Raw genomic sequence first — 19,204 nt, 5'->3', positions numbered from 1 at the left:
GCAAAGAGCCGAGGAAACTAAATGTCAGCTTTATGGGTGATCGTGCTCTGCGGAGCGCTGTCGATCGTCTATGCGATCTGGGCCACACAATCGGTGCTCAGCGCAGACGCCGGCAATGCGCGCATGCAGGAAATCGCGGCGGCCGTGGCCGAGGGCGCTCAGGCCTATCTCCGCCGCCAATATACGACGATCGGAATCGTCGGCGTCGTGATCTTCGTGCTCCTTGCTTATTTCCTCGGCACTCTCGTCGCAGTCGGCTTCGCGATTGGTGCCATTCTCTCCGGCGCCGCCGGCTTCATCGGAATGAACGTCTCGGTGCGTGCCAACGTTCGCACCGCCCAGGCGGCGACCACCTCGCTCGCCGGCGGCCTCGAACTCGCCTTCAAGGCCGGCGCCATCACCGGCCTGCTCGTCGCCGGTCTCGCGCTGCTCGGCGTCACTATCTACTTCGGCGTCCTCACCGGCTTCCTGAAGCTCGCGCCCGACAGCCGCACCGTGATCGACGCGCTGGTCGCGCTCGGCTTCGGCGCCTCGCTGATCTCGATCTTCGCCCGTCTCGGCGGCGGCATCTTCACCAAGGGCGCCGACGTCGGCGGCGACCTCGTCGGCAAGGTCGAAGCGGGCATTCCCGAGGATGATCCGCGCAACCCGGCGACCATCGCCGACAACGTCGGCGACAATGTCGGCGACTGCGCCGGCATGGCGGCCGACCTGTTCGAGACCTACGCGGTGACCGCGGTCGCCACCATGGTGCTGGCCGCGATCTTCTTCGCCAAATCGTCGCTGCTCGCGAACATGATGACCTTGCCGCTCGCCATCGGCGGCATCTGCATCCTAACTTCGATCGCCGGCACCTTCTTCGTCAAGCTCGGCGCCAGCCAGTCGATCATGGGCGCGCTGTACAAGGGCCTGATCGCGACTGGCGTGCTGTCGCTGGTCGGTCTCGCGATTGCGATCGCTTGGCTGATCGGCTTCGGCAAGCTCGACGGCGTCGACTACACGGGGTCGGCATTGTTCATCTGCGGCGTCGTCGGCCTCGTCGTCACCGGTCTGATCATCTGGATCACCGAGTACTACACCGGCACCGACTTCCGCCCGGTGAAGTCGATCGCGGCGGCCTCGGTCACCGGTCACGGCACCAACGTGATCCAGGGCCTCGCCATCTCGATGGAGGCGACCGCGCTGCCCGCAATCGTGATCATCGCCGGCATCCTGGTCACCTACAGCCTCGCCGGCCTGTTCGGCATCGCGATCGCGACCACGACGATGCTGGCGCTCGCCGGCATGATCGTCGCGCTCGACGCCTTCGGCCCGGTCACCGACAACGCCGGCGGCATCGCCGAAATGGCCGGTCTGCCCAAGGAGGTCCGCAAGTCGACCGACGCGCTCGACGCGGTCGGCAACACCACCAAGGCGGTCACCAAGGGCTATGCGATCGGCTCCGCCGGTCTCGGCGCGCTGGTGCTGTTCGCGGCATATAACCAGGACCTGCAGTTCTTCATCTCCGACTCCGCCAAGCATCCGTACTTCGCGGGGATCAAGCCGGACTTCTCGCTGAACAACCCCTACGTCGTGGTCGGCCTGCTGTTCGGTGGCCTGCTGCCGTATCTGTTCGGCGCGATGGGCATGACCGCGGTCGGCCGCGCCGCCGGCGCGATCGTGGAGGAGGTGCGCCGCCAATTCCGCGAGAAGCCGGGCATCATGCAGGGCACCGACAAGCCTGACTATGGCAAGGCGGTCGACCTGCTGACCAAGGCGGCGATCAAGGAGATGATCATCCCCTCGCTGCTGCCGGTGCTATCGCCGATCGTGGTCTACTTCCTGATCTACGCGATCGCGGGCGGTGGCGCGGCCGGCAAGTCGGCGGCGTTCTCGGCCGTCGGCGCCATGCTGCTCGGCGTGATCGTCACCGGTCTCTTCGTCGCGATCTCGATGACCTCGGGCGGCGGCGCCTGGGACAACGCCAAGAAGTACATCGAGGACGGCCATTTCGGCGGCAAGGGTTCTGACGCCCACAAGTCGGCCGTCACCGGTGACACCGTCGGCGATCCCTACAAGGACACCGCGGGCCCCGCGGTGAACCCGATGATCAAGATCACCAACATCGTGGCCCTGCTGCTGCTGGCGATCCTGGCGCACTGAGCAACGGAACGGCACTTCAAACAAAGACCCCGCGGTGCGAGCCGCGGGGTCTTGTCATTTCGATATCGTGTTCTGCCGCTACTCCGCGGCGCTCTGCCGCACCCGGTAGCTCTGCAACATGCTCTGCGCCATGCGCGGCTGCATCGCCGTGAAGCTCGCCAGCTGCTGGTCGAGCTGCGGGCGCGCGCTACCGCTGGCGCTGGCCTGCATGAACAGCAGGGTCGTCGTGGTCACCCAGGACAGATCGAGCGCCTTGGCGAGCACGAGCAGCTGATCCGGCTGCTTGCGCACGAAGGCGCGCTCGACCACGTCGAGCGGCAGCTTGCACATCAGGGACAGCGCCAAGGTGACCTTGTCGAAGCTGCCTTCCTTGGCGAAGCCGTGCAGCTGCGCCTCGTGCAGCTGGCCGGTGGCGTGTAGCTGCTCGACATAGGCCTTGGCGTTGGCGAAATCGGTCGAGCGCGTGCGCGCCGCGGCCTGCAGATGGCCGGAAGCCTGGGCAACCGCCAGCTCCACGATCTCCGCGCGGGTGCTGTCGGCCGAGGCGAGCTGGTTGCGAACGGCATCGGAGGCTTCGACGAACAGTCGGACCAGCACCTCGCGCGGACTATCGCGGCGGCTCCAAAGCTTCAGCGCCAGGCCCGGATCGTCAGATGCCTTGGTCACCAGGCCGGAGAAGCCGTGGTCCGAGAAGCGGGCGCCGTCATTGTTGGCGGTGCTGGAGACCACCGCCTGATCGCCACGATCGACCAGCACGTCGGTGACCGCCTCGGTCAGGATCTTGCGGCCTGAGATCGCCAGCAGATGCTCCTGGCCGCGGCTCTGCGCGGTCGCGACCAGCGCCTGTTCGTCCAGACGGTTGCTCTGGCGCAGCACGGGGCCGGCGACCGCGATGGTCTCGTCGCTGGCCAGAAGCTTGATCAGGCGCGGCGGCGCATCCGGCAGCACCGCGAGCCGGCTGCCGAGCTCGGCGCGCGCCGCGACGGCGACGTTGTCGAGCAGCTTGAACAGGACATGGTCGAACAGGTCGACATGCTCGTCATTGAACTTGCCCGAGCCGATCACGAACAGGTCGGTGACGCGCTCCAGGATCTCCGCGCGACGTGAGACGTAGCGGCTGGCGAGAATGTCTTCCAGCTGATGCAGGACGTTGTTGGGCAAGACACGGGCTCATGCAAACAGATATCGCCGCTGCCTGCCCTTCGGACGGTCGCCCGAGCGACAGCCCGACAGGCTACCGTCCCGGCGATCGTTGACGGTATCTCATAACCAGATCAAAGACACGCGGTCGCCATCTATCGCACCATCTCGCTTAAGGTGGCGTTACGCCTTGGCGTGATCCCGATACCACTATGCCGCCGCCAGGGCGATTCTCGACAATGGCCGACGGTCGCCGAGCGGACTGCTGATGCGGAGGCGGGGCCGTCCGAGCACGTGCGCACGGGCGACGCTGCGCCAAACTGCGCAGCAAAGGCCCGTTCTTGCCGTGGCCCGGAATCGTATTCCGGGCTGCGGCGGCTCAGGCTCGGCTCAGTTGAAGCTGAGCAGCTTGAACAGCGGCGTCAGATAGCTGAGCTCCTGGCCCGATGTCGGCGTGGTGCGGCTGACGAAGTCGAAGATCTTGCCGTCCTTCATGCCGTAATTGGCGAGCCTTCGGACCTGGCGGTTCTTGTCGAAATAGACCGCGACAACGCGCTGATCGACCACCTTCTGGTTCATGAAGGCGACCGGCCGCTCGGCGCGCTGGGAGATGTAATAGAACACCTCGCCGTCCAGCGTCGCGACCGTCGATGGCGTGCCCATCACGATCAGCACCTGATCCTGGCTGGCCCCGATCGGGATCTGCTCCAGCGCGCCCGGCGGCATGATGTAGCCCTTCTGGAACTGCTCACCGGTGCAGGCGGCCAGCGCGAGGCAGGTCAGCGCGATCGCACCTGCGGCGCGCAGACGGGTGCTCAGGCCACGGTCGAACCGGCCATGGTTGCGCAGGCCTCGGGTGAGCAGGCGGGCAGTCGTTCGCATTGTCTGGGTCATCTTCTCGAGATTGGATCCCGTCCCCTTGCGTCGGGCAGGGCGTTGACGTACCGGGCAAAGTTGCGGATTGCAACATGCACCCCGAACCGGGTCACGGAAACTTAAGCCGCGGAAGCTCCATGCTCTGGCCATTCAACCATCTCAGGAAATCGCGACCGTCGCCGCGCGGGACCATCGAGCCGATCTATGGCATGATCGTGGCACAAACCCGAGAACCGTTGTTTTATAAACACTTAAATGTCCCCGACACGGTCGAGGGGCGGTTCGACCTGTTGATTCTGCACCTCTGGCTGGTGCTCCGCCGGTTGCGCGGGGTCGGGTCGGAACTGTCGCAGGCGCTGTTCGACCGGTTCTGCGACGACATGGACGACAACCTGCGCGAGATGGGCGTGGGCGACCTGACCGTTCCGAAGCGCATGCAGAAGTTCGGCGAGGCGTTCTATGGCCGCACCGCCGCCTATGACCTGGCCTGGTCGGAGAGCGAGGCCCAGCTGGCCGAGGCGCTGCAGAAGAACATCTTGAACGGGCAGCACCCCGACAGCGCGGCGGGACTTGCCGCTTACGCGGCCCAGGTGGCCGCCCACCTCGCGTCCCTCGACGACGCCAAGCTGCTCGGCGCAGGCTGGAGCTTTCCGCGGCCGGTTCAGCAGGGATCAGCGACATGAGCAGAGACAGAGACGCATCTGGCGACACCGCCGCGAGGGACCGGTCGAAGGATCCATGGCGGTCGCCGCCGGCGATCGTGGCGCAAATTCCTGACGCCGGCCTGCATCGCGAGATCGAAGCCGATGCAGCGACCCGGCGCGCGCTGGCTGCGATCGGCGAGCTCCGCGACGTGATGTCGGCCCAAGCCTCGTTCGACATCGTCCAGAAGCGGGACGGCAAGGTGCATGTCGAAGGCCGGGTCCGCGCCCGGATCAGCCAGACCTGCGTCGTCACGCTCGAGCCGATCGAAACCGAGATCGACGAGCCGATCGACCAGCTGTTTGCGCCGCCCGAGGCCATTCCGGAGCTGGCTGAGTTCGTCGAGGACGACCCGAACAGCGAGGTCGACACCGCCGATCCGCCGGAGCCCATCATCAACGGCCAGATCGACCTTGGCCGCCTGGCCGCCGATGCGCTGTTTCTCGGCATCGATCCCTATCCGCGCAAGCCGGGGGCGGTGTTCGAGCAGCCGGCGGCGGCCGCCGATCCGGAGGATCACCCCTTTGCGGCGTTGAAGGCGCTCAGATCGGGCGGAGAATCAACGCCGGGCACGGCCAAGGCGAAGAAAACGGATGAGGATTGACGCCCGAATGGGAGGGGCGCTTGCGCGCCCGTGCTGTCACGAAGCCTCCTGAATTCGGCTCAACTTGCTGATTTCGATGAGAAAGACATTTCTGCTTGCCGCCCTGGGCCGTGCCCCGGTTGCAAATTGTGCCGCCCTCGGGAGGTTGTTTCGACACGGGGAGACGCTATTGTCGCGCCCGGGTCGGGGTGCGACGAAAACGCTCGGCCGGCCGTGGGACTGTCCTCTGGCCGTGCAGTGCCTCTGAACGACCGCCAGAACACGGCCACGCCAGGCCAAGACGAGATCAAGCTCGAGATCAGGTTTCCGGGACGTCATGCCTCAAAAGGTTCGAATCGCGCTGGACGCCATGGGCGGGGATTTCGGCGCGTCCGTGGTCATTCCCGGTGCCGCGATCGCGCTCGGCCGCCGTCCCGATACGGAATTCCTGCTGTTCGGCGACAGCGCCAAGATCGCGCCGCAGCTCGACCAGCATCCGCGTCTGAAGGCGGTCTCGCGGGTCATCCATACCGACGTGGCGGTCAGCAACGACGACAAGCCGAGCCAGGCGCTGCGGCGCGGACGCAAGACCTCGTCGATGTGGCTCGCCATCGAGGCGGTGAAGAAGGGCGAGGCTGACGTCGCCGTCTCCGCCGGCAACACCGGCGCGCTGGTGGCGATGGCCCGGTTCTGCCTGCGCACCCTGGACGGCATCGACCGCCCCGCGCTGGCGGCGATCTGGCCGACCACCCGCGGCGAATCGGTCGTGCTCGATCTCGGCGCGACCATCGGCGGCGATGCCCACCATCTGGTGGCGCTGTCGGTGATGGGCAGCGCGCTCGCCAGCGTCCTGTTCGGCAAGCCCAAGCCGACGGTCGGGCTCCTCAACATCGGCGTCGAGGAAATGAAGGGTCACGAGGAGATCCGCGAGGCAGCGGAGCAGCTGCGCGCGATGAACCTGCCGCAGCTCGATTATATCGGCTTCGTCGAGGGTGACGGCATCGGCAAGGGGGCCGCCGACGTGGTTGTGACCGAGGGCTTCAGCGGCAATATCGCGCTGAAGGCCGCCGAGGGCACGGCGCGCCAGGTCACCGAATTCCTGCGCGGCGCGATCCAGGCCAGCCTGATGGCCCGGATCGGCTACCTGTTCGCGCGCGGCGCCTTCGCGGCGCTGCGCGCCCGGCTCGATCCGCGCCGCTCCAACGGCAGCGTGGTGCTCGGGCTCAAGGGCATTGTGGTCAAGAGCCATGGCGGAACCGATGCCGAGGGCTTTGCCTCGGCCGTCCGGGTTGGCTATGAGATGGCCCGCTGCGATCTCCTGACCAAGATCAATCAAACACTCAATCGCGACGGCGGCGCATCGGCGTCCGAACCGGTCGCCCAGGAGGCTGTCTCGTGACAATTCGTTCGGTCGTGCTCGGCTGTGGCTCCTATCTTCCGCAGCGGGTCGTGACCAATGCCGAACTTGCAAGCCGGATCGAAACCTCGGACGAGTGGATCGTCCAGCGCACCGGCATCCGGGAGCGCCATGTGGCGGCCGACGGCGAGTTCACCTCCCACCTCGCGATCAATGCCGCCCGTGCGGCGCTCGCCAATGCGGATGTCGATCCGCAGTCGATCGACCTGATCGTGCTGGGCACCTCGACGCCGGACAACACCTTTCCGGCCACGGCGGTCGCCGTGCAGAACGGCCTCGGAATTCATCACGGGGCGGCGTTCGACCTGCAGGCCGTCTGCTCCGGCTTTGTCTACGCCTTGGCGACCGCCGACAATTTCCTGCGCAGCGGCTCGTTCAAGCGGGCGCTGGTGATCGGCGCCGAGACCTTCTCGCGCATCCTCGACTGGAACGACCGCACCACCTGCGTGCTGTTCGGCGACGGCGCCGGCGCGCTGGTGCTGGATGCCCAGCAGCAGGGCGGCACCGCGGCTGATCGCGGCGTGCTGAGCACGCATCTGCGCTCGGACGGCCGCCACAAGGCCAAGCTCTACGTCGATGGCGGCCCGTCCTCGACCCAGACCGTCGGTCACCTCCGCATGGAGGGCCGCGAGGTCTTCAAGCACGCGGTCGGCATGATCACGGACGTCATCGTCGATGCCTTCGAGGCGACCGGGCTGTCGGCCGAGACCATCGACTGGTTCGTGCCGCACCAGGCCAACAAGCGAATCATCGACGCCTCGGCGCACAAGCTGCATATCGCGCCGGAAAAGGTGGTGCTGACGGTCGATCGGCATGGAAATACCTCTGCCGCCTCGATCCCGCTGGCGCTCGACGTCGCGGTCAAAGACGGCCGGATCAAGAAGGGCGATGTCGTTCTGCTGGAGGCGATGGGCGGCGGATTCACCTGGGGCTCGGCCCTGGTGCGCTGGTGAGCCATTCCGTTGCACGAGATTTGGCTGGGACGAATGGTGCCCAGCCCGCCAGTTCGGTTCACGCTGCTGTTGACCATTGCCGCTTAACCTCTTAATTTCCGGACCGAATTATTCGCCGGGAGTTTGGGGCAGGCGATGGCGGGAACGGGAAAAACAGTTACACGGGTCGATCTGTGCGAGGCGGTCTACCAGAAGGTGGGCCTGTCGCGGACGGAGTCGTCCGCCTTCGTCGAGCTGGTCCTGAAGGAGATCACCGACTGCCTGGAGCGTGGCGAGACGGTGAAGCTGTCGTCGTTTGGGTCTTTCATGGTGCGCAAGAAGGGGCAGCGCATCGGCCGCAACCCCAAGACCGGCACCGAGGTGCCGATCTCGCCGCGGCGCGTGATGGTGTTCAAGCCATCGGCCATCCTCAAGCAGCGCATCAACGGCCAGCAGGCCAACGGCAAGATGAACGGCGAATCCGCTCCCTCTGAGTTCAGCGCCGAGACTGAATAGCGGTCTGCCCGGCTTCAACCGCGGTCCGGCCCCAGGCCGGACGGAATGCGTCATCGTCAGCGTAGCCTAGCGTCACATCTTGTCAGCACGATCGAAGGGGAACGGGCATTTGGACAAGGCGCCGGATGCGTTTCGGACGATCAGCGAGGTCGCGCAGGAGCTCGACATTCCGCAGCACGTGCTGCGGTTTTGGGAGACGCGGTTCGCCCAGATCAAGCCGATGAAGCGAAGCGGGGGCCGGCGCTATTACCGGCCCGATGACGTCGACCTGCTCAAGGGCATCCGCCGTCTGCTCTACAGCGAAGGCTACACGATCAAGGGCGTGCAGCGGATCCTGAAGGAGCACGGCGTCAAGTCGGTGCAGGGGCTGGCCGACAGCTCTGCCGCCGTGTCCTTCGGCGCGCTCGAGGAGACCCTCGGGCAGGCGATGATGGAAGAGGAGCCGGTCGGCGAGGCCGAGGTTGAATCGGAGGACGAGGAGGAGGAGGCCTCCGAGGAGGAGGGCATCGATTTCCGCTTTGTCGACACCGAGGACGACATCCTCGACACCTTCCGCGTCGGCCCACCCACCCGCGCCGGCATAAAGCCGGAGGAGCGCGAAAAGCTCGAAGGCGTGCTCAAGGAACTGCTCGACTGCCGCGCGCTCCTGGACCGGGCGATGAAGGAGGTCTGACGGGCGCCTGCTGACCCCACGCGGGCGGGGCCGCTGGTGGTCAGCGAATCGCCCGTTCGGAGCCGCACCGGCGCTGCGGGCTGGCTGCACTCCCCCTTTGTCGGGAAGGTTCGAGGTTGGGGGATCCCCGACCTCAGCTCTGTCCGACACCCCCACGAAACCCATCCGCCGTGCCTTGCATCGCACCCCAATCACGGCTACAGGATCGGCCATCGGAGCGTGGCGCAGCCCGGTTAGCGCACTAGTCTGGGGGACTAGGGGTCGTGGGTTCGAATCCCGCCGCTCCGACCATTTTTGCAACGAAGCCAGCGGCGAAGGCGGGAGCTCTGGGTCTATCGACCGGACCTTGTACAGATCTGGTATCGATGCGTTCGCTGAGGTTTGTAGCTTCAACCCCTCGCCTGGCTCTGGGTCTCTTTCTCGCAATCGTTGTCAGATTTCGGAATCGGCCGCAAACGGTCTGCGGGCCGGAGGCTCGCCGAACCAGTGGACTGCCGTGGTGCCGCTATCGGCCATGACGTCGCTTCCGGTGATGAACGCGGCGTTCGGGCTTATCGGAAGAGCTGCGATGTTGGCGATCTCGTCCGGAGCCGCAGCGCGACATGCGATCGAGCTCTTCGTCAACTTGCGATAGCATCCGCCGAGGGCCGTTGAGTTCGTCGTTAGCCAACGGGATGATGATGCCGGGGCCGATCGCGTTGATTCATGCGCCTCTCCGGCCTCATTGGACCGCCTCGGCCTCCAAGTGCAGGCCGTTGCCGCGCTTCGACAGCTGATAGGCGTGCAGCGTGTCCTTGACCTGACCGGGCTGAAGCAAAGGCCGATTCAGCAGCTGCTTGGCGGGTGTGGTCGCGAGCTGGCAATCTTGTTCGACGGTCAAGCATGCCATGCGATGTCCCGACTACGAGATGACGACGCCCGAACCGCCATGCGCGATCATCTCGCCGCATGTCTCGATCAGCAAATCAGTGCTGTAGAGATCTTCGCCCTGTCGCCTTAGGCGGCGTGTTGCACGAGCAACTCCGAGCACCAGTCCCCAACACCATCAGCCTCACGTCTTGCTGCCCGAAGACTGGTCAAATGGGAAAGAAGGCGATCACCTCGAACTTTGCTCGATCTGTCGGCGTGAGCCAATCAGTCCGACGCAAGAATGCACCGGATACAGCAAGAAAGTACGCGCGTCGCGCCTGCCCGGGGGAGCAGAATGCGATCGCGGCGCGGCGTGTGACTCACCGGGACCATGCAGATGAGCGGGCTGAAAATCTTGAGTTCTTCTGTCTGGCTGCTGATCCTTGCCCTCCAGGCGACGGGCATAGATGCGTCGCACGCCCAGATGGCTCCTCCTGCGGTGGATGTTGCAAAACCTCTGCAGCGCACGATCGATCGCTGGGACGAGTACACCGGCCGGTTCGAGGCTGTTCAGCAGGTGGAGGTCCGGCCTCGGGTCTCTGGATTTCTGACGTCCATTGCGTTCAAGGATGGAGAACTCGTCAGAGCAGGCGAGCTCCTGTTTACAATCGATCCGCGTCCGTACGAAATCAGCGTCGAGAGCGCACAGGCGGAAATCGCCAAGGCCAAAGCCCAGGTCGCCCAGGCGGCGACCGATGTGTCCCGCGCCCAGCAGCTCATCGGCAGTCAGGCGATCACTCAGCGTGACGTTGACGCCAGGAAGGCAACGCTGGACGTCGCCGAAGGGCAGCTTCTGGCGGCGCAGGCCTCGCTGCGAGCGGCCCAGCTCAATCTCGAATGGACGCGCGTGACAGCTCCGATCTCCGGCAGGATCTCGGACAGGAAGGTCGACGTCGGCAACCTGGTGGATTCCGCGTCCTCCGTTCTGACCAGAATCGTTGCTCTGGATCCGATCCACTTTGTCTTCGAGGCCTCCGAGTCCGATTACCTGCGCTACTCCCGGCTGGCGGCAGAGCGGAAGCGTGCGTCCTCCCGCGACGCCCCGACGGCGGTCGACGTCCGTCTGGCTGACGAGGCCGAGTGGACGTGGCATGGCAGTATGAATTTCGTCGACAATCAGCTGGGCGCTCGAACCGGCACCATTCGCGGACGGGCCGTTTTCGCCAACCCGAATCTGTTTCTCATCCCAGGTGAGTTCGGACGAGCGCGGCTGTTCGGCGGAAAGGCGGACGTGCTGCTGATACCGGATGCTGCGGTGTTGTCGGATCAGGCGAGCAAGATTGTGCTGGTGGTGGGCGCGGGTGCGAAGCTCGGTGCCAAACCCGTGAGGCTCGGCCCGATCGCATTAGGGCTTCGGAGCGTATTCGAGGGGCTTTCGCCAGACGACGTTGTCGTCGTTGGCGGACTCGCCAATCCCGCGGTCCGGCCGGGTGCGGTGGTCACGCCGCACAATACGGAGATCGTCGCGCGTAGCGATCGTTAGGATCTGAGCCATGCGGTTCTCGCACTACTTTGTCGATCGGCCGATCTTTGCCGCCGTGCTGTCCATCATCCTCACCATCGCCGGGGCGATCACGCTGACGCGTCTTCCCGTGTCGGAATATCCTGAGATCGCCCCGCCCACCGTCAGCATCACCGCATCCTACCCGGGTGCTTCGGCGCAGGTGATCTCCGAGACGGTGGCCACACCCATTGAGCAGGAGGTCAATGGCGTCGACGACATGCTCTATATCGGATCCCAGGCGACCGGCGATGGACGCCTGACGATCAATGTCGTCTTCAAGCCGGGCACGGACATCGATACGGCTCAGGTCCTGGTGCAGAACCGGGTGGCGGTCGCAACACCGCGTTTGCCGGAGGATGTCACGCGCCTTGGTATCACCGTCAAGAAGGCCTCACCCGACCTGATGATGGTGGTGCATCTTGTCTCTCCGGACGGCACACGAAACCAGCAATACATCTCGAACTACGCCACACTCTATATCAAGGATCTATTGGCCAGAGTGGATGGCGTCGGCAACATCAATATCTTCGGCGCGCGCGACTATGCGATGCGGATCTGGGTCGACCCGGATCGCGCGGCTGCGCGCGGACTGACCGCTGGTGACGTAACGGCGGCCGTTCGTGCCGCCAATCTGCAGGTTGCCGCCGGCGCGCTCAATCAGCCGCCCGCAAGATCGGACGGTGCCTATGAGGTGGCCGTCGAGACGCTCGGCAGGCTGACGTCGCCGGAGCAGTTCGAGGATATCGTGCTGCGGGCTGATCCGGACGGCGGATATCTTCGGCTGCGCGACGTCGCCCGTGTCGAGCTCGGAGCCCAGGACTATTCCGTCAACGCCTATCTCAACGGCGACGCCGCGACCGCCATCGTGGTCTATCAGCGACCCGGCTCGAATGCGCTCTCGACCGCGAAGGCGGTGTTTGCCGCGATGGAAATCGCCAAACGAGACTTTCCTTCCGGGCTCGACTACAAAGTCGTCTATAATCCAACTGAGTTCATCCGAAAGTCCGTGGACGAGGTCGTCCAGACCCTGTTTGAAGCCGTCGCGCTGGTCGTGATCGTCATCCTCGTGTTTCTGCAGAGCTGGAGGGCCGCGATCATACCGGTTGTCGCGATTCCGGTCTCCCTTGTTGGCTGCTTTCTCGTGATGGGCGCAGTCGGCCTGACCTTCAATAACCTGTCGCTGTTCGGACTGGTTCTCGCCATCGGAATCGTGGTCGATGATGCGATCGTCGTTGTTGAGAATATCGAGCGCTACATTGCGGAAGGTCTCGATCCGAGGGAGGCGTCGCACAGGACAATGGATGAAGTAGGGGGCGCTCTGCTGGCGATCGCCCTTGTGCTCTGCGCCGTCTTTGTTCCCACAGCGTTCATCCTCGGCCTCCAGGGCGCCTTCTATCGTCAGTTCGCGATTACGATCGCCGCGGCAACGCTGATTTCGTGCTTCGTCTCGCTTACGCTGTCTCCCGCGCTTGGCGCCATCCTGCTCAAGAGCGGACACGAACCGGCTGGCCGTTTCGCCAGACTGGAACGGCCATTCACCGCGGTCGCAAACGCGTTCAACCGAGGATTCGACGCGATCGCCCGCGGCTTCGGTTCGCTCACCGCGAGGCTGGTGCGCGTCGCTGCCGTCATGCTGTTGTGCTACGCCGTTCTCGTCGGCTTTGCCTATCGGCTTCTCACCGTCACGCCCACTGGCCTGATCCCGCAATTGGACCGCGGCTACCTGATCGCTGCCATCCAGCTGCCTCCGGGATCATCGCTGGCGCGCACCGATGCCGTCGTGAAGGCTGCGATCGAAATCGCACTGAAGCGGCCGGGCGTGGCGAACGCCGTCGCCTTCGCCGGTTTCGACGGCGCGACCTTCACCAACGCACCAAATGCTGGCGTCATTTTCATCACCCTGAAGCCTTTCGAGGAGCGGGTGCGCGCGGCGTTGCCTGCCATTGCTGTCGCTGCGGATCTCAGGAAGCAGCTGGCCTCGGTCAACCAGGCGTTTGCTCTGGTCATCGAGCCGCCGTCGGTCCCCGGCATCGGCACCGGTGGAGGGTTAAAGGGATATGTCCAGGACAGGGCGGGCCGCGGCTTGCCCGCCTTGGAGGCCACGGCCTGGCAGGTCGCGGGAGCTGCGAGACAGAGCCCGGGGATTGTCCAGGCCTATACTTTGTTCAACAATCGCACGCCGCAGGTGTTCGCGGATATCGACCGGACCAAGGCTGAGCTCATGGGCGTGCCTATCGGTCGGGTCTTCGAGGCGCTGTCTGTTTATCTGGGTTCGAGCTACATCAACGATTTCAACATTCTGGGGCGCACCTACAAGGTAACCGCGCAGGCCGATAATGAGTTCAGGATCGATACGACCGACGTGGGTAGCCTGCGGATGAGAAACTCCGATGGTGACATGGTTCCGATCGGATCGGTCGCGCGTTTCAAGGATGCAAGCGGTCCCTACCGCGTTCCCAGGTATAATCTTTATCCGGCCGCTGAGGTAAACCTGCAGCTTGCCAAGGGGTACTCGACCGGACAGGCGATCGCTACCCTTGAGGCGATCAACGCCAAGGCGCTGTCGCAAGGATTTGGCTTTGAATGGACTGAAATCGCCCTTCAGGAGAAGCTGTCGGGCAATACCGCCGCCGTGGCCTTCGGGCTGGCCGTCGTGTTTGTCTTTCTCCTTTTGGCGGCGCTCTACGAAAACTGGCTGCTGCCGTTGGCTGTCGTTCTCATCGTGCCGATGTGCATCCTGGCGGCAATGATCGGTATCGATCTTCGCTCGCTCGATCGCAATATCCTGGTGGAGATCGGTCTCATCGTCCTCGTCGGACTTGCTGCGAAGAATGCAATTCTGATTGTGGAATTCGCGAAGCAGGCTGAAGAGCAGGGCGCCAAGACCATCGATGCCGTGTCGACCGCTGCCCGGCTGCGGCTTCGTCCTATCGTCATGACATCGTTCGCGTTCATCTTAGGCGTCCTACCGCTCGCGATCGCCACCGGCGCAGGCGCCGAGATGCGGCAATCGCTCGGAACCGCCGTGTTCTTCGGCATGATCGGCGTGACGCTGTTTGGACTGCTGTTCACGCCGACGTTCTATGTCGTCGTGCGTCGAATCGAAAAATGGTTTGGAGCGCGACGAAGACAGCCCGTTTGACTCCGCCAGCGCTCGCGATGCCCGTATCGAACAGGGTACGAAGATCTTGCTGGTGATGGCGGCGATCGCACGAAAATGACAATCCCGAGCGGCTCGGGCCTCACCCACGAACGATCAATCGGCTGGACAGGCGGATGCTTTGCGCTAGCATTTGGAGCGCCGGTTGTGTCGCTTGAGCGGAGCGTGGAGTGTGCTTTGGACGAAACCTTTTCTCAAGACAGGGTAGACGATGCATCAGGCGTGAGTTGCAGTGGACTGACGCCGACCAAGGTCGAACGCATTTGGGGTGTTGCGGCCAAGGCTCACGGGTTCGGCACGCTCGGCTTCTCGGCAGCGCTGTGGGATTGTGACAGAACATCGGGGCAGACGGTCGAGCGCCTCCGTCCGTCCTGCGACCACACCCACGTCGTTTCGATCTGGACCCGGGGAACGACGGTCTCTGAACTATACTTCGACAACAAGCTGCGTTTCCGGCGGGTGAGGCGGCGTGGCACTTTCCAGCTGAGTAGGGCAGGAGAATCGCTTCGGGTTCTGCTGTCGGAGACCAGCGGAAGCTGCCTTGACCTCTATCTGCCCGTGTCCCTGCTCGCCTCGGTGGTGGGAACCGAGTTCGATTACGGCGATGGCGGGCGTCTGGAACTGCTGCCCCTGAAGCTGGAAGCCGATCCGGTGATCACGCGCCTGGGTGACGAGATGGCTGCCGAGATCGAACGGCCAGGCGTCGCGACTCAAGCCGCGCTGGATGCTGCCGCTCTGACGTTATGTGTCAATCTCGTGCGCCGGTGGTCCAACCTCTCCGGTGTCGTGCGACCAAGCCGCGCGGGGCTCACAACGGCACAGGTCAGGAAGGCGACGAGCTACCTGAAAGACACCATGCACCGCGATGTCTCGCTGCAGACACTGGCGGAACAGGTGGGTCTCTCGCCCTTCCACTTCGCGCGTGCCTTCAAGGCTGCCGTCGGCGTGCCTCCGCATCAGTATCAGATCAGACTTCGCATGATGCGGGCCCGCGAGCTGCTCGAGAATACGATGTACTCGGTGGGCGAGGTCGCGACGCAGGTGGGATATGATGACGCCAGCTATTTCAGCAGGGTGTTCAGGAGAGAACACGGCGTCTCTCCGGGGCAATTCCGTCGCGCCAAAGTGAGCTGAGGCTCGTACAGGCTTCTCGGTGAGCGAGACACCGGTGGCGGATCGCAGATCGTGTTCCGTTCTATCGTTTGGCATTCTCATTCGGTTGAGCTGAAAGCGGTATAAGCGACAGCGGCACGGCGCTGTCGGTGATGCGGTCCGTCCTTCAAAGCCAGCGGAGGCGTCGTTGTTGCGGACCGGGACGAACTTGCGGTTCTGTCAAAAAACCGGCCTGATCAGATCAGGACCGCCTGCTCTCGTCCACGATCAGCTTATCGGGCGAGTCATTCGGGCCTATGATCCTCTGACAATCAGTTAGCAGGTCACGCCTCGTCGAGGATTGTCGCACGATGACCACCGATCTTCCGGAAACGAAACGTCTCGCGTTCGGCGAAAAGACGCTGGCCTATTTCGAACTGGGTTCTGGCCCGGCCCTCGTCATCGTTCATGGCGTTGGTGGCCATAAGGAGGATTGGCTGAGTGCAGCTCGGCGACTCGCATCGACGCACCGGGTGTTCGCCATCGATATGCTTGGCTTCGGGGCGTCATCGAAGACCGGCGACGATCTTTCGATGCCGGTGCAGAGCGCGGCGATCAAAGCCCTGCTCGACGCTGAGCAGGTCGACCGCGCCGCGCTGGTGGGCAACTCGGTCGGCGGTTGGGTGGCGACGACTTTTGCTGCGACCTATCCCGAGAGAACCGAGCGCCTGGTCATCATCGACGCAGCCGGCTTCAGAGCGATGTTCGAGGGAGAACCGCCGGTCAACTTCGACCCCAACAGCCCAGAAGAGATGGACAAGCTCATCCACGTCGTCATCAATTCGAAGGTTGCCGACACGCCCGGTCTCGCAGAGAGCGCCTACCGCGCCTACGTCGAGAGCGGCGAAAAGGCGATCAGCGCCATTTGGGGCAGGAGCCTGTTCGTTTCGCCTCGCCTCGAGGATCTTTTCCCCAAAGTGACCGTACCGACGGTGATCCTCTGGGGACAGGACGACCGGCTGTTTCCCGCCGTGCTTGCCGACGCTTTTCGTGCCCAGCTTCGCGGCTCGCGTGTCGAGATGATTGCGGATGCGGGTCACTTCCCGCAGATCGACCAGCCCGATGCGACGGCCGAGGCCATCGCGCGCGCGCTCGTCTGAGGAGTGACTGATGAGTCTGAAGGATCACAATCCGGTCGATGCCAAGACACCGAAACGGGTTGCTATCGTTCTTGCCAACCCGGCTATCTCGCCAACGTTGGGTACACCGGTCGGGTTCTGGTGGAGCGAACTGACGCACCCGTGGTTTGCCTTCCGAGAAAAAGGCTACGTCGTGAAGCTGTTCAGCTACGGCGGAGGCAAGGTCGAACCTGATGCGATGAGCGACCCGGAAGATCCGACCGGCTATTCGGCAGGCGACCTCATCACCCAGGGCTTCAGGCACACACCGTCATTGATGGCGCTGTTGGAGAATACCAAACCAGTAAGCGCGATCAGGCTCGAAGACTTCGACGCGATCCTGATCGCTGGCGGTCAGGCGCCGATGGTGACCATGCCCGACCAGACGGCGCTGCATGGGCTGTTCGCGGCCTTCTACGAGGCGGGCAAGGTCGCGTGCTGTCTGTGCCACGGCTCGTCGATCCTGCGTTATGCGAGGCTCTCGACAGGCGAATATCTCTGCAAGGGCAAGACCGTCACGGGCTTCGCCAATGTCGAGGAGGATTTCGGTGATCACGCCGTGTGGGACCTCGGCTTCTTGCCACGCGGCAAGCATCTGATGCCATGGCGGATCGAAGACGAACTCAGAACACTGGGCGCCAATTATGTCCAGGCCGGACTCTGGCGCGGCTTTGCCGTGCGGGACGGAAATCTCGTCACGGGCCAGCAAAATTTCTCAGGCATGGAAACCGCCGAGCTCGTCATCCGCGCCCTCGGAGAATGAGGCGGCAGCTCGTGATTTAACCTCGCTGTACAATAGGCGCGTTACTCCGCAGCCGGGTGTCACGGCCCGTGCCGAAGAACGGAGTGAGGGGAGGGCGAAGTGGGGTGGTCCTGGCGTCCCGGGCTATTGCGCAGCCACGATCGGCTCTCCGCAAATCTGCGAATCGATGATCGGCCCCTCAACTCAGATGCCGGGATGACGTTTGTGCCAGTCGGTGGCGCGCTGAAACGCATCGCCGGCGCGCACGAGGCCGGCCTCGTCGAAATGACGGCCGACGAACTGGAAGCCCACGGGACCGCCATTCGCGGCAAAGCCTCCGGGCAACGTCACGGTCGGGCTTCCCGTCATGTCGAACGGGCAGGTGAAACGAAGCAGTCCGCCGATCAGCGAAGCGTCCTCGCCAAGCGTCGCCATCTTGGCGAGGCTCGGTGCAGCAAAGGCCTGCGCCGGGACCGCAAGGAGGTCGACCGTCTCGAACAGTACGCGGACTGCCCCGCGGAACGCCTCGCGCCGAAGCACGATTTTCTGATAGTCCATACCTGATTGTTGGTGGCCGAGATCCAGCAGGCCGGCGAGCCCAGGACCGTACTCGTCCTTGCGCGCCGGGTAGGTGTTTTCGTGCGCGACCGCTGCCTCGATGCCGCAAAGCGGGAACCAATCGTCGATGACCGCCTGGGAATCGGGAAAGTTGATCTCCTTGATCTGTGCGCCGAGATCGACAGCCACACGCAGAGCCTCGGTCAGGACGTTGGCTGTATCGCTGTCGGTGCCTTCGCTGGTCCAGCGCCGGTCGATCCCGATCGTCACGCCCCGGAGGTCGCCGGAGAGACTGGCCAGATAGTCAGGCACGGGCAGCGGGACAGCCGTCGTATCCCTGGGATCTTGCCCTGCGATCACGCCGAGGACGGCGCCGCAATCAGCCGCGCTGCGCGCCATGGGGCCGATGTGGTCCAGCGTCGCCGCGAGTTCGAAGGCGCCGTAGCGGCTGACCCGTCCCCAGGTCGGCTTAAGCCCGGTGACGCCATTGGCCGCGGAGGGAAAGCGGATCGAGCCGCCGGTGTCGGTGCCGAGCGAGCCGAAGCACAGGCCCGCCGCGGTGGCGGCGCCAGAGCCGCTCGAGGAGGCGCCAGGCCAAAGATCGGCGTTCCAGGGATTCTTGGGTGGATCGATCTTCGGATGATGATCGGCGTAAGCCCCTTCGGTCTGCTGCAGCTTGCCGAGGATCACAGCGCCGGCGGCCTTCAGCCGCGCGACCACTGTCGCGTCCTCGTTCGGACGGAAGTCACGATGGATCGTCATGCCGTGCGCCGCTGGCGCGCCCTTGGCCCAGCAGAGATCCTTCACCGCGACGGGCACGCCGTGCAACGGGCCCCTGATCTTGCCGGAGGCAATCTCCTTCTCAGCGGCGGCAGCGTCCGCGACGGCCGAGTCGGCCATGACATAGGCGAAGCTCTTGAGTTGGCCATCGAGCTTCTCGATCCGCTCGAGCATGGCCTTGGTCACTTCGACCGGCGACAACTCCTTAGCCTGGATCTTCCGACCGACATCAACGAGTCCGAGATAGTGGAGATCTGTTGCTGGCATCCTCGTCATCCTCTCTCGTCATATGGTGCATAT

16 protein-coding genes and 1 tRNA gene are annotated in these 19,204 nt (G+C 64.1%); 13 read left to right on the top strand and 4 right to left on the bottom strand.

Annotation, left to right across the window (positions count from 1 at the left end; genetic code table 11):
• Positions 1-21: 21 nt before the first annotated feature.
• The gene (locus BRADO_RS20605; RefSeq protein WP_011927281.1) at positions 22-2,142 is read left to right on the top strand and encodes a sodium-translocating pyrophosphatase; all 2,121 of its coding nucleotides are present in this window, start codon (positions 22-24) and stop codon (positions 2,140-2,142) included.
• 78 nt (positions 2,143-2,220) lie between these two features.
• On the opposite strand, the gene BRADO_RS20600 is transcribed toward BRADO_RS20605, so the two are convergent.
• Positions 2,221-3,303, bottom strand: coding sequence for a DUF2336 domain-containing protein (locus BRADO_RS20600; RefSeq protein ID WP_011927280.1), 1,083 nt, complete (start codon positions 3,301-3,303; stop codon positions 2,221-2,223).
• Positions 3,304-3,672: 369 nt separating this feature from the next.
• Entirely contained in the window at positions 3,673-4,164 is a 492-nt protein-coding gene (locus tag BRADO_RS20595) for an outer membrane protein assembly factor BamE (RefSeq protein WP_011927279.1), read from the bottom strand.
• A 131-nt stretch (positions 4,165-4,295) separates the two neighbouring features.
• Between BRADO_RS20595 and BRADO_RS20590 the strand changes: the two genes are divergently transcribed.
• The 7 genes from BRADO_RS20590 to BRADO_RS20560 all read left to right on the top strand — a co-directional run bounded on the left by BRADO_RS20590 (position 4,296) and on the right by BRADO_RS20560 (position 9,272).
• On the top strand, positions 4,296-4,841 hold the full coding sequence (locus BRADO_RS20590) for a ubiquinol-cytochrome C chaperone family protein (RefSeq protein ID WP_011927278.1): 546 nt from the start codon (positions 4,296-4,298) through the stop codon (positions 4,839-4,841).
• On the top strand, positions 4,838-5,464 hold the full coding sequence (locus BRADO_RS20585) for a DUF177 domain-containing protein (RefSeq protein WP_011927277.1): 627 nt from the start codon (positions 4,838-4,840) through the stop codon (positions 5,462-5,464). Before BRADO_RS20590 ends, BRADO_RS20585 begins: the two co-directional genes overlap by 4 nt.
• 316 nt (positions 5,465-5,780) lie before the next feature.
• A complete protein-coding gene (plsX, locus tag BRADO_RS20580; RefSeq protein ID WP_011927276.1) occupies positions 5,781-6,842 on the top strand; it encodes a phosphate acyltransferase PlsX in 1,062 nt (353 codons plus the stop codon).
• Entirely contained in the window at positions 6,839-7,813 is a 975-nt protein-coding gene (locus BRADO_RS20575) for a beta-ketoacyl-ACP synthase III (RefSeq protein ID WP_011927275.1), read from the top strand. The genes plsX and BRADO_RS20575 overlap by 4 nt, the downstream gene beginning before the upstream one ends.
• 135 nt (positions 7,814-7,948) lie before the next feature.
• Positions 7,949-8,308: an integration host factor subunit alpha gene (locus BRADO_RS20570; protein ID WP_011927274.1), complete on the top strand. Its 360-nt coding sequence runs from the start codon at positions 7,949-7,951 to the stop codon at positions 8,306-8,308.
• A 109-nt stretch (positions 8,309-8,417) separates the two neighbouring features.
• The gene (locus BRADO_RS20565) at positions 8,418-8,981 is read left to right on the top strand and encodes a MerR family transcriptional regulator (RefSeq protein WP_041756770.1); all 564 of its coding nucleotides are present in this window, start codon (positions 8,418-8,420) and stop codon (positions 8,979-8,981) included.
• Positions 8,982-9,194: 213 nt separating this feature from the next.
• Positions 9,195-9,272: transfer RNA gene (locus BRADO_RS20560), tRNA-Pro, on the top strand.
• Between the two features lie 430 nt (positions 9,273-9,702).
• Here BRADO_RS20560 and BRADO_RS35100 read toward each other — a convergent pair.
• Complete coding sequence (locus tag BRADO_RS35100; protein ID WP_157872594.1) at positions 9,703-9,870, bottom strand: hypothetical protein; 168 nt, start codon at positions 9,868-9,870, stop codon at positions 9,703-9,705.
• Between the two features lie 357 nt (positions 9,871-10,227).
• Between BRADO_RS35100 and BRADO_RS20550 the strand changes: the two genes are divergently transcribed.
• From BRADO_RS20550 to BRADO_RS20530, 5 genes are all read left to right on the top strand, one after another.
• Entirely contained in the window at positions 10,228-11,373 is a 1,146-nt protein-coding gene (locus BRADO_RS20550) for an efflux RND transporter periplasmic adaptor subunit (protein ID WP_157872593.1), read from the top strand.
• Between the two features lie 10 nt (positions 11,374-11,383).
• Positions 11,384-14,536, top strand: coding sequence for an efflux RND transporter permease subunit (locus tag BRADO_RS20545; protein WP_011927271.1), 3,153 nt, complete (start codon positions 11,384-11,386; stop codon positions 14,534-14,536).
• A 195-nt stretch (positions 14,537-14,731) separates the two neighbouring features.
• Positions 14,732-15,688 carry an AraC family transcriptional regulator gene (locus BRADO_RS33350; protein ID WP_157872592.1) on the top strand — a complete coding sequence of 319 codons (957 nt, stop codon included), beginning with the start codon at positions 14,732-14,734 and terminating at the stop codon, positions 15,686-15,688.
• A 329-nt stretch (positions 15,689-16,017) separates the two neighbouring features.
• Entirely contained in the window at positions 16,018-16,806 is a 789-nt protein-coding gene (locus tag BRADO_RS20535; RefSeq protein WP_011927269.1) for an alpha/beta fold hydrolase, read from the top strand.
• A gap of 10 nt (positions 16,807-16,816) precedes the next feature.
• A complete protein-coding gene (locus tag BRADO_RS20530; RefSeq protein WP_011927268.1) occupies positions 16,817-17,587 on the top strand; it encodes a type 1 glutamine amidotransferase domain-containing protein in 771 nt (256 codons plus the stop codon).
• Positions 17,588-17,770: 183 nt separating this feature from the next.
• Here BRADO_RS20530 and BRADO_RS20525 read toward each other — a convergent pair whose 3' ends face one another.
• A complete protein-coding gene (locus tag BRADO_RS20525; protein ID WP_011927267.1) occupies positions 17,771-19,171 on the bottom strand; it encodes an amidase in 1,401 nt (466 codons plus the stop codon).
• Positions 19,172-19,204: the final 33 nt, after the last annotated feature.

The sequence above is a fragment of the Bradyrhizobium sp. ORS 278 genome, from assembly GCF_000026145.1.
GTDB lineage: Bacteria > Pseudomonadota > Alphaproteobacteria > Rhizobiales > Xanthobacteraceae > Bradyrhizobium.
This window is presented reverse-complemented; position numbering and strand designations above follow the sequence as displayed.

What these genes read in the sequence shown, in the direction of transcription:
- BRADO_RS20585 (WP_011927277.1), top strand. Translation starts at nt 4,838, where the DNA reads ATGAGCAGAGACAGAGACGCATCTGGCGACACCGCCGCGAGGGACCGG.
- BRADO_RS20545 (WP_011927271.1), top strand. Translation starts at nt 11,384, where the DNA reads ATGCGGTTCTCGCACTACTTTGTCGATCGGCCGATCTTTGCCGCCGTG.
- BRADO_RS20525 (WP_011927267.1), bottom strand. Translation starts at nt 19,171, where the DNA reads ATGCCAGCAACAGATCTCCACTATCTCGGACTCGTTGATGTCGGTCGG.
- BRADO_RS20550 (WP_157872593.1), top strand. Translation starts at nt 10,228, where the DNA reads ATGAGCGGGCTGAAAATCTTGAGTTCTTCTGTCTGGCTGCTGATCCTT.
- BRADO_RS20590 (WP_011927278.1), top strand. Translation starts at nt 4,296, where the DNA reads ATGCTCTGGCCATTCAACCATCTCAGGAAATCGCGACCGTCGCCGCGC.
- BRADO_RS20595 (WP_011927279.1), bottom strand. Translation starts at nt 4,164, where the DNA reads ATGCGAACGACTGCCCGCCTGCTCACCCGAGGCCTGCGCAACCATGGC.
- BRADO_RS35100 (WP_157872594.1), bottom strand. Translation starts at nt 9,870, where the DNA reads ATGGCATGCTTGACCGTCGAACAAGATTGCCAGCTCGCGACCACACCC.
- BRADO_RS20535 (WP_011927269.1), top strand. Translation starts at nt 16,018, where the DNA reads ATGACCACCGATCTTCCGGAAACGAAACGTCTCGCGTTCGGCGAAAAG.
- BRADO_RS20570 (WP_011927274.1), top strand. Translation starts at nt 7,949, where the DNA reads ATGGCGGGAACGGGAAAAACAGTTACACGGGTCGATCTGTGCGAGGCG.
- BRADO_RS20530 (WP_011927268.1), top strand. Translation starts at nt 16,817, where the DNA reads ATGAGTCTGAAGGATCACAATCCGGTCGATGCCAAGACACCGAAACGG.
- BRADO_RS20605 (WP_011927281.1), top strand. Translation starts at nt 22, where the DNA reads ATGTCAGCTTTATGGGTGATCGTGCTCTGCGGAGCGCTGTCGATCGTC.
- plsX (WP_011927276.1), top strand. Translation starts at nt 5,781, where the DNA reads ATGCCTCAAAAGGTTCGAATCGCGCTGGACGCCATGGGCGGGGATTTC.